General features: G+C 33.6%; 9 protein-coding genes and 1 tRNA gene. 7 read left to right on the top strand and 3 right to left on the bottom strand.

The features are described 5' to 3' along the window. Positions 1 to 157: 157 nt before the first annotated feature. Positions 158 to 229: transfer RNA gene (locus tag AC061E_RS08005), tRNA-Glu, on the top strand. A 181-nt stretch (positions 230 to 410) separates the two neighbouring features. Here AC061E_RS08005 and AC061E_RS08000 read toward each other — a convergent pair. Further along, positions 411 to 2,597, bottom strand: a complete 2,187-nt coding sequence (locus tag AC061E_RS08000) for a T9SS type A sorting domain-containing protein (RefSeq protein ID WP_478285755.1) — start codon at positions 2,595 to 2,597, stop codon at positions 411 to 413. 379 nt (positions 2,598 to 2,976) lie between these two features. On the opposite strand from AC061E_RS08000, the gene AC061E_RS07995 reads away from it, so the two are divergent. The 5 genes from AC061E_RS07995 (at position 2,977) to serB (ending at position 8,728) form a co-directional block, all read left to right on the top strand. After that, entirely contained in the window at positions 2,977 to 4,302 is a 1,326-nt protein-coding gene (locus AC061E_RS07995; protein ID WP_478285754.1) for a trigger factor, read from the top strand. 426 nt (positions 4,303 to 4,728) lie between these two features. Then, positions 4,729 to 5,403 carry an ATP-dependent Clp endopeptidase proteolytic subunit ClpP gene (gene clpP, locus AC061E_RS07990; RefSeq protein WP_086455462.1) on the top strand — a complete coding sequence of 225 codons (675 nt, stop codon included), beginning with the start codon at positions 4,729 to 4,731 and terminating at the stop codon, positions 5,401 to 5,403. A gap of 77 nt (positions 5,404 to 5,480) precedes the next feature. Further along, positions 5,481 to 6,713 carry an ATP-dependent Clp protease ATP-binding subunit ClpX gene (gene clpX, locus AC061E_RS07985; protein ID WP_478285753.1) on the top strand — a complete coding sequence of 411 codons (1,233 nt, stop codon included), beginning with the start codon at positions 5,481 to 5,483 and terminating at the stop codon, positions 6,711 to 6,713. Positions 6,714 to 6,841: 128 nt separating this feature from the next. Then, entirely contained in the window at positions 6,842 to 7,252 is a 411-nt protein-coding gene (locus tag AC061E_RS07980) for an SRPBCC domain-containing protein (RefSeq protein ID WP_478285752.1), read from the top strand. A 240-nt stretch (positions 7,253 to 7,492) separates the two neighbouring features. Further along, entirely contained in the window at positions 7,493 to 8,728 is a 1,236-nt protein-coding gene (gene serB, locus AC061E_RS07975) for a phosphoserine phosphatase SerB (RefSeq protein ID WP_478285751.1), read from the top strand. A 628-nt stretch (positions 8,729 to 9,356) separates the two neighbouring features. Here serB and AC061E_RS07970 read toward each other — a convergent pair. Together AC061E_RS07970 and AC061E_RS07965 are read right to left on the bottom strand one after the other, a co-directional pair. Beyond that, a complete protein-coding gene (locus AC061E_RS07970) occupies positions 9,357 to 9,839 on the bottom strand; it encodes a response regulator (protein ID WP_478285750.1) in 483 nt (160 codons plus the stop codon). A 191-nt stretch (positions 9,840 to 10,030) separates the two neighbouring features. Further along, the gene (locus AC061E_RS07965) at positions 10,031 to 11,560 is read right to left on the bottom strand and encodes a GH3 auxin-responsive promoter family protein (RefSeq protein ID WP_478285749.1); all 1,530 of its coding nucleotides are present in this window, start codon (positions 11,558 to 11,560) and stop codon (positions 10,031 to 10,033) included. Between the two features lie 95 nt (positions 11,561 to 11,655). Here AC061E_RS07965 and AC061E_RS07960 point away from each other — a divergent pair, with 95 nt between their 5' ends. Further along, positions 11,656 to 12,450 carry a DUF2797 domain-containing protein gene (locus AC061E_RS07960; protein ID WP_478285748.1) on the top strand — a complete coding sequence of 265 codons (795 nt, stop codon included), beginning with the start codon at positions 11,656 to 11,658 and terminating at the stop codon, positions 12,448 to 12,450. Positions 12,451 to 12,460 lie beyond the last annotated feature (10 nt).

Below are 12,460 nucleotides of genomic sequence, written 5' to 3'. Positions count from 1 at the left end.
AACTCTATTTTTTTTAATAAATTGCTTAAATTTTTAGGAATTATAAATCAAAGAGTTGCGATTTTTATTCCATGTAATTTTTGTTTTTTTTATAAAAATCAGTAATTTTTTTTGGATTTTAAAAAATAGTTTCTATTTTTGCATCCGAAATAATGCAGGCCCGTTCGTCTATCGGTTAGGACGCATGGTTTTCATCCATGTAAGAGCGGTTCGATTCCGCTACGGGCTACAAACTTTCAATTTTGATGTATTAGGTCAATAATTCACACACATTCAAAAAAGCCTCGAATTTTCGAGGCTTTTTTTGTTTTAGAGTTGATTTATTTTATTCATGTTTAAAAATATATCATTTCAAAATTGGAGTATGTGATTCGTGCTTAATTGGTATTACTACTGTTTAAATAGTTACTTTATTTTTTGATTATTTTGGTGTATTTAATTTTGTTTTCCTCAGTTGTGATTTTTAAAATATAGACTCCTGCAGAATGATTTTTTAGATCAATGCTTGTATTTTTATTTGACATATCTATAGTTTCGAGTGTTTGTCCTGTAATATTAAGTATAGCAATACTTTTCACAGGTTTGTTAATGTGAATTTTACCAAAAGTTGGATTTGGATACGTTACTAAATTTTCTTTTTCAATTTCATCTATAGATAATGTGTTAGTGTTGTAAATGAATACTCTGGGTATCTCTGTTACTGTTATTGTATTAGAATTTGGGTAATTCGAAATTCCATGTGCTTGGCCGGTAAATTGATAACCGGTAATGTTTGTGCCTGCAATAGTTACATTATAGTTCGGTATGGTAGTTTCATTACCAGTTGGAGACCATACAAATCGCATTTCTTTGCCTTCTGTAATGTCTTCAAAAACATAGTCTCTTACATTTGTTGTTGATAAATCGGATTTAAGTTTATAGTTTTTGTTTTTAAATAAACCTGTGAAATCTGAAACGTAATAATAGGAGCGCTTTTTTTCTATAGTGCCATGTTTTAGAATTCCTACTCCTCCAAAAGTAGAGTTGTTGTTAGGGTCATCCTCATCAATAGTTTGATACATGTAACTCTTGTCAATGTTTAATTTCATTAATGCTAGATAAGTGCGTATCATCCATGCTCCTTGAACATCTTCTTTATTACCATAACTTGCTAAGTTTGGAACTTGTAATGGTCCATTGTTGGTGCTCATTCCCCATTCTGAAAGCCAGATTTCTACATTAGGTAAATATTTGTTTCGGTAATCAATTACTTGTTGCATTTGTGTGATTAATTGTCCTTGTTCAGGATGTAATGCTCCTGTTCCTCCACCTTGATCTCCGTTTGCGCTGTTGCTGTTATAGTGATGGAAATTTATTGCATCAGCAGGGAATTTCCCGTCAGTTCTATTGGCTTTTGCCCATTCATGCATAGCTTTGATGTATTCGTATTGCAATTTGTAAATACCTCCCATAGCTACTTTTAAGTTTGGATCGGCTGTTTTAATTCCGGCTTTGCTCATTGTGCCTTGGTGTCCATCATAAGCTGCAGACATAAGCGATGCAAGTGTAAAAGGGGAGTAGTAGCCTGCTGTTTGAGGTATAGCCCAGGTTTTGTCAGGTTCATTTAATACTTCTATCCAATTTGCTAAACCAAGACCACTTTCTGCAATGTTTACAGTTTGATTAGTGTATTGAGGCGTGGTGTTGAAATTCATGTCAGAAAGCGGTATTTTTTGACTGCCAATATAGCCTGCTAAACGATAATACACTTTTGCAATTTCTTGCCAGTTTGAGGGGATATTGTAGTTTGTAATATTCCAAGCAATTGGTTTGTATTGTCTGTCATGTTCTGTAGCTGATTTATTCATGAAAAATAAAGGGGACTCTTGTAGTACAATAATAGATTCTGTTCCTACATTTTTTAAAGCTGTCATGTTGTTCTTAAAATGAATGCCTCCTGTATTTGATGGGGACACCATAAGTTTGGCATTGGAGTCAAAGAACATGTCTACTTCAGAGAAGCATCTGTAGCCTGTAAAAAGCCCTGCATATATAGGGTCATTTGTAATGTAGCCATTACTTCCTAGTAATTGTTTTGCATCAATAGGGGGTTTTGTTGTGGCTGTTACAGAAGGGATAGTTGATATGGCAGTTCCGTATATTTCAATTTCTGATGGAAATCGCGAAAGATTTTCAAGTTGTTCAATAATAATGTACCTGACACCATTTGCGGTAACGTTTTGAGTGTTGTAACTATTAAAGCCAGTTAAGCTAATAGGTCCAGCTATTAAATTGGTGTTTGCTGCTGATGTTCCGGCATACCAATTGATTGTTGGAGACGAAAATCCATCATGGGCCCTAAGTTGTGTAATGTTGTAGGTTCCTCTTAGGTCAATAAGTACTTTATGAGGCCATGATATAGTAGAAGTATTATTTGCAGGTGCATATGTAAATTGATTGTCTAATCCAACTACGCCATCTACAAGTTTGCCATAATCAGCATTGATTTCAAAATGTGTAAGTGGAGTGAGTTGTTCTTTGCTAATTTGGATTTTTTGAGCATTCAGGCTACTATAAAATAGTATAGATAATAAGTGAAATAAGTAATTTTTTTTCATAAATCGTTGTTTTTTAATGCAATAATAAAATTAAAAAATAATAAGTATTGATTTTATTTCTGTAAGTGTCTTTTTTGAACAAATACAATGAGATATGTTAAATATCAGTATTTTATTTAATATTCAGACTCTATTCTTGTGTGTAAATATTATTTTTTTACTTTGAATTATAAATGTTGGAAGCATTGGTTGGTGTGGAATGATAATTATTGACTAGATAAATAGCAATTATTTCATAAAAATTGAAGGTGTTTAAATGGTCTTTTTAGTATTTTACAAAGATAAATTTGATTAAAAGGGTCTTGATAAAATACTTGGTTGGCTTGTAAAAATTTTATAATTTTGCATTCCGAATTTATAATGTAAATTAAAGAAGAAGATGGATATTAAAAGAGTAGCAATAGACGCTGTAAATGAAACAATTGTAATGACAGTTGTTCATATGGATTATAAAGGTCAAGTAGCAAAAAGAATAAACGAAAAAATGCCTTTGGCAACTGTTAAAGGTTTTAGAAAAGGTGCTGTGCCAAAAGACCTTGTTGAAAAACAATACGGTAAAGCTATTAAACAAGAAGAAGTTCAGAAAGTGGTTGATTTAGCACTTGAGCGTTTCGTACAGTCTGAGAGATTGAACCTTCTTGGAACTCCACTTCCTAAAGTGAATGAAAACTTTGATTGGAGTGCTGAAGAATTGACTTTCGAATATGAAATCGGTTTGGTTCCTAATTTCGAATTGGATTTAGAAGCTAAAAACGACATCGTAAAATATGTAGTTACTGCTGATGATAAATTAATTGACGGTCAAGTAGAAAGAATCCAAAAACAATTTGGAACTGCAATTCCACAAGAGACTGTTGTTGAAGGAGCTGATGTAACTGGAACATTCTCTAACGAAGAAAAAGGAATTAATAACGCCACTACAATTGCTGCAGATCTTTTTAAAGATAAAGCAACTTTTGATTTATTCATTGGTAAAAAAGTAGGTGATGTGGTAACTGTAAATACTAAAGGTTTATTTGAAGACGACCACCAGTTAATGGATGTCATGAAAGTAAATCATGATGATGTTCACGGTTTAGAGGTGGATGTAAACTTCACTATCGAAGCTATCAACACAGCTGAGTTAGCAGAATTAAACCAAGACTTATTTGATAAATTGTTTGGTGCTGGAACAATCTCTTCACTTGAAGAATTAAAAGGTAAAATCAAAGAAGATGCTGAAAGCCAATTTGCTGCTCAAGCAGATCAAAAATTATTAGGTGATGTAACGGAGTTCTTAATTGAAAGTACTAAGTTTGATTTACCAGCTGAGTTCTTGAAAAAATGGTTGCAAACTGTGGGTGAGAAAAAATTAACTCCAGAAGAAGCTGAGGTTGAATATGCACGTTCTGAAAAAGGATTGCGTTTTCAATTGATCGAAGGTAGAGCTATGGCACAATCTGACATCAAAATCACTTTTGAAGATTTGAAAACATTCACTACAAAAAATATCCGTCAGCAAATGGCACAATTCGGACAAACAAATCCTACTGACGCAGAAGTACAAGGAATTGTAGCAAGAGTTTTGTCAAACCAAGACGAAGTAAAAAGACTTTCAGACCAAGTTGTTGCTGAAAAATTATTAGAATTATTCAAAGAAAAAGCAAACCCAACTACTAAAGAAGTGACTTACGAAGAATTTATTGCTGCATCTTACGGAGAATAAATTCTAGTAGTAAAGTCAAATGTCATAAAGTCAAAAGTTGAAAAAACCGAAAACAATTTCGTTAGTTGTTTCAAATTTTAAGATTTTATTTCAAATGCAAAACAATAAAAATTACCTATATTTGAGCGTCAGAAAAATTTTTTTTTGACGCTCTTTTGTTTGAATTTATTCTGATTTTTTTTCAGAAGCAAATCCAGCTATTTGTTACAAGTTTTTTTATTTCGTTTACATTTTTATAAACAATAAAAGGAGCTCTCTTTGGTCGCTTTTTTCTTGTAATAAAATGTAACTGCATTTCAAAAAGCTTTTCACTACTATCTGGGCTAAAAACAAGACATATTGGCATCATCAATAAAGAGGTACGACCTTTGTGTTACTTGTTGTGACTTTCAAACTTTAGACTTTCAAACTTTTAAACTTATACAAATGAACTACGGTAAAGAATTTAAAAAATTTGCTACAAAGCACCAAGGAGTAAATGCCATGTATTACGATAAAATCGTTGCGGCAATGAATCCTACTAATATGACTCCTTATATCATTGAAGAACGCCAGTTAAATATTTCGCAACTTGACGTTTTCTCTAGATTAATGATGGATAGAATTATCTTTCTAGGAACGGGAATCGACGATCAAATTGCAAACATAGTACAAGCACAATTGTTGTTTTTAGAAAGCGCAGACGCTTCTAAGGATATTCAAATTTACTTGAACTCTCCAGGAGGAAGTGTATATGCAGGTTTAGGAATTTATGACACCATGCAATACATCAAGCCTGATGTAGCTACAATTTGTACGGGTATGGCTGCCTCAATGGGAGCAGTGTTGTTATGCGCTGGAGCAGAAGGAAAACGTTCGGCATTACCACATTCTCGTGTTATGATTCACCAACCATCAGGAGGAGCACAAGGTGTTGCAACAGATATGGAAATCAATCTAAGAGAGATGTTGAAACTTAAAGAAGAGTTATACAACATTATCTCACACCACTCAGGACAAACTTTTGATAAAGTACATGCAGATAGTGAGCGTGATTACTGGATGAAAGCTGATGAGGCAAAAGAGTACGGAATGATCGACGAAGTGTTGAGAAGAGGATAAAAAAATGGTTTCAGGTTTCAAGTTTAAAGTTATTATTGAAACTTTAAACTTGAAACTTTAAACTTGAAACAAAAAATATGGCGAAAGAAAAATTAGAATGTTCGTTTTGTGGAAGGAAAAAGCCAGAAACTAATTTATTAATTGCAGGCATTGATGCACACATTTGTGATAAATGTATCGAGCAAGCGCACGGAATTGTTCTTGAAGAATTAAAAACAACTGGTAGTTCTAAGCTAGTAGGAGATTTAGTTTTGCAAAAACCAAAAGAAATTAGAGCTTTCCTAGATCAATACGTTATTGGGCAGGACCAGACTAAAAAGGTGATGTCTGTAGCAGTTTACAATCATTACAAACGTTTGATGCAACAGCAACAAGACGATGAGGTAGAGATCGAAAAAAGTAACATCATCATGGTTGGGCAAACCGGAACAGGTAAAACATTAGTAGCTAAAACCATTGCAAAAATGCTTGACGTTCCTTTAGCTATTGTAGATGCTACAGTATTGACAGAGGCTGGTTATGTAGGAGAAGATGTAGAGAGTATTTTAACACGTTTGTTACAAGCTGCTGATTATGATGTGGCCAAAGCAGAACGCGGCATTGTATTTATTGATGAAATTGATAAAATAGCCCGCAAAAGCGATAATCCTTCTATAACAAGAGATGTGTCAGGCGAGGGCGTACAACAAGCCTTACTGAAATTACTAGAAGGAACCGTTGTAAACGTTCCACCAAAAGGAGGACGTAAACACCCAGACCAAAAATTTGTAGAGGTTAATACCCAAAATATTTTGTTTATAGCTGGTGGTGCTTTTGATGGAATCGAAAGAATTATTTCGAAAAGATTGAACCGTCAAGCCGTAGGTTATTCGACTTCAAAAAATACCGATGCCATTGATAAAGACAATTTGTTGCAATACATTATTCCTAAAGACATTAAAGATTTTGGTTTGATCCCAGAAATAATAGGGCGTTTGCCTGTATTAACTCACATGGATCCGCTGGATAGAGAAACATTACGTTCTATTTTAACGGTTCCTAAAAATGCGTTAATCAAACAATATCAAAAATTATTTTTGATGGATGATGTTGCATTTACAATAACAGATGAAGCTTTAAATTTTATTGTTGAAAAAGCACTAGAGTACAAACTGGGCGCTCGTGGATTGCGTTCGTTATGCGAAGCGATTCTAACAGATGCCATGTATGAATTGCCAAGTTCTGATGATAAAAAATTAGAAATTGATATGGAATACGCAAAAGAAACATTGAATAAAAATTTATTGAAGCGATTAGAAATAGCTTCTTAAATTTTAGTTTTCTCAAAAATTTAGACCTGTTCATTGATTTGAACAGGTTTTTTTATGTTGATTTAAATTGAGAACTGATCTTAATTATTTTGTATTTTTATCATTCAAATCTATAAAAACAACTTCAAATGATAACAGTACAAAACATCATAAATGCTTCAATGGAGCAAGTATGGGAAAAATGGACAGCACCAAAGCACATAATGAAATGGAACAACGCCTCTGATGATTGGTATACTCCTTTTGCTGAAAATGACTTGAAAGTGGGAGGAAAATTCAAATATACTATGGCTTCAAAAGACGACAAGATGCGCTTTGATTTTGAGGGAGTATATACTAATGTTTTGGATTATTCCTTAATAGAGTATGAATTAGCCGATGGAAGAACAGTAAAAATTACTTTTGAGAAAAATCTAACAAGTACAAAAGTTTCTGAAAGTTTTGATCCAGAGACAGAGAATTCCGAAGAATTACAAAAAGATGGCTGGCAAGCAATTTTAGATAATTTCAAAAAATATGTCGAGAATGCAATTTTTTAATTTTTTCAAAAATTATTTCGTAAAAGTTTATAGCTCTAAAAAAATAGAGTAACTCAAATTGAGGTTTTTAGCTTGGCTTAAAAATTACATTTTTCTCAAAAACACAAACCTGTTCATTGATTTAAACTGGTTTTTTCATGCAGTTTTTACGGTATTTGTTATTGTTTTAAAAAATTACTAATAATTTTTAATATCAATTTTAGAATATCGATTTTTGTTACTACAATTTAATTTTGCGACATGAAAGTAGACGAAAAAGAGGTTATATTATTAAAAGTATCTGGACAGGATAAACCAGGAGTTACTGCTGGATTAACATCTATTTTAGCAAATTATGATGCCATCATTTTAGACATTGGTCAAGCGGATATTCATGATACACTATCCTTGGGTATACTATTTGAAATTCAAGCGGGTTCAACATCAGGACCGGTTTTAAAAGATTTGTTATTCAAAGCCTACGAGCTAGGTGTAAAGGTTAAATTTATTCCTATATCTATTGCTGATTATGAAATTTGGGTTAAAGGACAACGTAAACAAAGATATACAATCAATATTTTAGGCGAAACACTAACGGCGGTTCAGATTGCTGCAGTTACGAAAATTTTGTCCGATCAAAACTTGAATATAGATGCTATAAAAAGACTAACAGGTAGGGTGTCTATTATTGAAGAGGAGGAGTTCCCTCGAGCTTGTATTCAATTATCTGTGACAGGTACTATTGTAGATAAATCTTTTATCACTGCTAGTTTTATGGAGATTTCTAGAAGTCTAGATGTTGATATTTCGTTTCAAGAGGACAATATGTATCGTAGAAACCGCCGTTTGGTATGTTTTGATATGGACTCTACTTTGATACAAACCGAAGTAATAGATGAACTTGCAGAACTTGCTGGAGTAGGCGAGCAAGTTAAAGCAATTACTGAGGCCGCAATGAATGGCGAAATTGATTTTAGTGAAAGCTTTAAGCAGCGAATGGCTTTGTTAGAGGGTTTGAGTGAAGAGGTTTTGCAAACCGTGGCCGAGAATTTACCTATCACAAAAGGCGCCCATCGATTAATGAAGGCTTTAAAATATTATGGATACAAAACAGCTATCTTGTCTGGAGGTTTTACCTTTTTTGGGAACTATTTGCAAAGGGAATTGGGTATTGATTATGTTCATGCCAATGAATTAGAAATCATTGACGGTAAATTAACAGGTAAATATATTGGAGAGATTGTTGATGGTAAAAAGAAAGCAGAATACTTACAAGCCATAGCCGATAAAGAAGGCATTCACATCAATCAAACTATTGCAGTGGGTGATGGTGCCAATGATTTGCCTATGTTGAATTTAGCAGGTTTAGGTATCGCATTTCATGCTAAACCTACTGTGAAAGAAAAAGCCGAAAGTTCTATTTCAAGTTTAGGTCTTGATGGTGTTTTATACCTATTAGGATATCATGATAGGCACATTGATATGATGGAGCATTGATATTATTAGGATTTTTAAAAAGCACTCGGTATTAACGAGTGCTTAACTCAAAAAAAAATCTATGATGTATTTTGTGATGGCTATAAATCAAAAAATAGTATCAATAGATGTAAGAAATAGCTAAAATATAACAGTTTCCTTATTTCAAATTGAGATGGATAAATCATCTCAATAAATTGGTTGATAGCACTAGAATATGATTTTTAACTTTTCAAATTCAATAAAATAACTCCAAGAAATTAATCTTAAAAGAAGTAGTAGGTCCTTCTTAAAATGCATTCTACTTTGAGTAAAATCAATCTAGTGCTTTCAATTTTAGCAATCGTTTAATAGAACAGAAAATTGGGGGCATTCTGTTTTTTTAAACTTTCTATTTTACTAAATTAATACAAGGTTTGGGATTGATTTTACGGTTTTGATGTTGAAATTTTACGGTTTTGGATTATAGGACACCCATTTTTTTGCCTATTCTATGATGTTCTTATTGGTGACTTTAGCAATTAAAAGCTGGGTTTTAATATTTGACTTCCTTTTTTCAATAGTGCTCAAGGACAGTTCAAGTTGGTCTGTTATGTCTTTAGCCCTGATGCCGCGTGATAGTAAGGCTAATATTTCACAATCAATAGCATTAAAATCTAGTTTTTTTAATGTCTTGACGTAATACTTTATGAATGGTAGTGCTGTAAAATTTTTGCCCAATGACTATTTCTTGATAAGCGGTCATCAGGGATTGTGCGTTAATGTCATTCTTTAATATAAAACCTTCGGGATTTATCTTCTCAATTGCATTGTGTAAGAGTATAGGTTCACTATGCATGGTTAGTAGAATTATTTTACATTTAGGAAAGTACTGTCTGATAAGATTTCCTAAATCAATACCGTTTTGAATGTTTTTTTCTTCGTATGGTGGTAAACTAATGTCTAGAAAAGCAACATCTAATGTTAGCTGAGAATGATTCCTATCCCTTATTTTGTTGTATGCTTCTTGACATGAAAATGCGGTAGTAAAATGTTTTGGAATAGTAGCGTTTTCAAGTCGGGATAATATATTGATATAGGCATCAATAGTAATAGGATGATCGTCTACAAGAAGAAGGTTATGTGTTTTCATTTCAAGGAATAGCATTTTAAAACGCTAATATAGAATAATGTATTTTGCGTTCAAATAGATATTTCAAATACTTTTTGATTTCTTACTCATTGAGATGTCATCTTGAAGTTAGATTTTGTTAAAATTGCTACTACAATATTCATTAGGGAATAGAACTTTTATTTAGTTTATACAATCCGATTTCATTTCGATCACATATATTTATTTTGAAACTGCAGCTCCTTCAATTGCTCCAAGTAATCCCTTTGATTAGATAATCTTGGTATTTTGTGTTGCCCGCCTAGTTTGTCTCGGTCTTTTAACCAATCGTAAAATAAATTTTTACGAGCTACATTGATCACCAATGGGTTTAAGGTCATGTTGTTGTAGCGTTTGGCTTCGTAGTCAGAGTTTAGCGCTTGTATGGATTCATCCAATACTTTCTGGAATTGCAATACATCAGTAGGGTTGTCTTTAAACTCAATCATCCATTCGTGAGCGCCTTTCTCTTTGCCTTCCATAAAAATAGGTGCCACAGTATAGTCAACCACTTCGGTTTGGGTGATTTTGCAGGCTTTGGCAATAGCCTGATCTGTGTTTTCAACCATTAATTCTTCCCCAAAAACATTGATGTGATGTTTGGTTCTGCCAGTAACTCGAATTCTGTAAGGATTTAAGGAGGTAAAACGTACCGTGTCGCCTATCATGTAGCGCCATAAACCAGAGTTGGTAGTAATTACGATGGCGTAGTTTTTAAACAATGCTACATCTGCCAGGCGAATTACTTTTTGGTTTGGCGTTCCAAAGGTATCCATCGGAATGAACTCATAAAAAATCCCGTAGTCCAACATCAACAACAAATCACTGGAATAATTCAAGTCTTGAATGGCAAAAAAACCTTCAGAGGCATTATAAATTTCGTAGTATTTAAAATCTTTTTTGGGAAGTATTTTTTTGTACTGCTCGCGGTACGGTTCAAAATTGACACCACCGTGAAAGTACACTTCTAAATTGGGCCAAATTTCTAATAAATTACCTTTGCCAGTTTCCTCCAGCATTTTATTCATTAATACCAGCATCCAGGAAGGAACTCCTGCAAAACTAGTCACATTTTCATTTTTAGTCTCGTTGATAATGGCTGCAATTTTCGTTTCCCATTCGCTCATTAAGGAAGTTTTGCTGCTTGGTGTGCTGCTAAACTCCGCCCAAATAGGCATGTTTTCTATTAAAATAGCAGACAAGTCTCCAAAAAAGGTATTCTTATCTTCATAAATTTGGGAACTGCCACCTAAACGCAAACTTTTCCCCACAAACAGTTCTGAGTCTTCATTGTTGTTCAAGTACAAGCAAAGTAAATCTTTGCTGCCTTTGTAATGACAATCTTCTAATGCTTCGTTACTTACTGGGATAAATTTACTCTTAGCATTTGTGGTTCCGCTTGATTTAGCAAACCATTTTATGGGTGTTTCCCAAAAAACATTTTGTTCTCCCTGGCGAGTTCGTTCAATAAGGGGTTGCAATTCTTCGTAGCTAGATATAGGAACTCGTTCTGTAAACGTGGCGTAGGTTTGTATAGATGCAAACTCATATTCTTTGCCAACAACTGTATTCTTTGAGGATTGTATCAAGTGCATAAGCAATTCTTCCTGAACTTCATTAGGGTATTTCAAGAAAAGTTCGATTTGATGAATCCTTTGTTTAAGAACCCAAGAAGCAAACGAATTGATTATGGTTAGCGCCATTTTTAAATTATGAATTATGAATTACGAATGATAACTTTACCAAAAATAACAAAATTTGTTTAACAACTTGTGTTAAACCCGAAACTTTAAAGCGCATGACTTACGAAGGTGTACTTACAAAAATGCAAACCGAATTGGGTAATCCCATTCAATATTACTTGGTTTTTGAAGATAGTTTTTTGAACGTGAATCAGTTACTGAATAAGGAACTGGAAATCAATTTTGTAGGCTATCAATGTTTAAATTGTGGCAAAAAGAAAAAAATATTCCGTCAAGGTTTTTGTTACGATTGTTTTTATTCCAGCCCTGCCGTGGGCGATTGGATTATGAAACCCGAGTTAAGTACTGCGCATCTTGGGATTCAAGACCGGGATTTAGCCTATGAACAAAAAGTGCAATTGCAACCGCATATAGTTTACCTAGCCTTATCCAGCGAAGTAAAAGTAGGAGTGACTCGCAAAACGCAAGTCCCAACCCGATGGATTGATCAAGGTGCTAACCAAGCCATTTCAATTGTTGAAGTGCCTAATAGATATCTAGCTGGAATTACCGAGGTAGCACTCAAAAACCATTATGCTGATAAAACCAATTGGCGAAAAATGCTCACTAACAATGTAGAGCAAATTGACTTAGTTGCAGAGCGTTTAAAATTAGAAAATCTAATTCCAAATGAGGTTCAGGAATATTTTCATGCTCAAAAAAATGATTTGTATGAAATGCACTATCCCGTTCTAGACTATCCCGCTAAAGTAAACAGTTTAAGCTTAGATAAAACACCACAATTTAAAGGAAAACTTACTGGGATAAAAGGGCAATATTTGCTTTTTGAAAACGGTACCGTATTTAACATCCGTGGTTCAGAGGGGTATGTAGTTTCTCTTGCAGTATAAAAAGTTCTAG

The sequence above is a fragment of the Flavobacterium sp. GNP011 genome (genome assembly GCF_056428925.1).
Note: the sequence above shows the minus strand (reverse complement) of the source record. Positions and strands in the feature narration are given on the sequence as shown.

What these genes read in the sequence shown, in the direction of transcription:
- AC061E_RS07980 (WP_478285752.1), top strand. Translation starts at nt 6,842, where the DNA reads ATGATAACAGTACAAAACATCATAAATGCTTCAATGGAGCAAGTATGG.
- AC061E_RS07960 (WP_478285748.1), top strand. Translation starts at nt 11,656, where the DNA reads ATGACTTACGAAGGTGTACTTACAAAAATGCAAACCGAATTGGGTAAT.
- AC061E_RS07970 (WP_478285750.1), bottom strand. Translation starts at nt 9,839, where the DNA reads ATGAAAACACATAACCTTCTTCTTGTAGACGATCATCCTATTACTATT.
- clpP (WP_086455462.1), top strand. Translation starts at nt 4,729, where the DNA reads ATGAACTACGGTAAAGAATTTAAAAAATTTGCTACAAAGCACCAAGGA.
- serB (WP_478285751.1), top strand. Translation starts at nt 7,493, where the DNA reads ATGAAAGTAGACGAAAAAGAGGTTATATTATTAAAAGTATCTGGACAG.
- AC061E_RS07995 (WP_478285754.1), top strand. Translation starts at nt 2,977, where the DNA reads ATGGATATTAAAAGAGTAGCAATAGACGCTGTAAATGAAACAATTGTA.
- AC061E_RS08000 (WP_478285755.1), bottom strand. Translation starts at nt 2,597, where the DNA reads ATGAAAAAAAATTACTTATTTCACTTATTATCTATACTATTTTATAGT.
- AC061E_RS07965 (WP_478285749.1), bottom strand. Translation starts at nt 11,560, where the DNA reads ATGGCGCTAACCATAATCAATTCGTTTGCTTCTTGGGTTCTTAAACAA.
- clpX (WP_478285753.1), top strand. Translation starts at nt 5,481, where the DNA reads ATGGCGAAAGAAAAATTAGAATGTTCGTTTTGTGGAAGGAAAAAGCCA.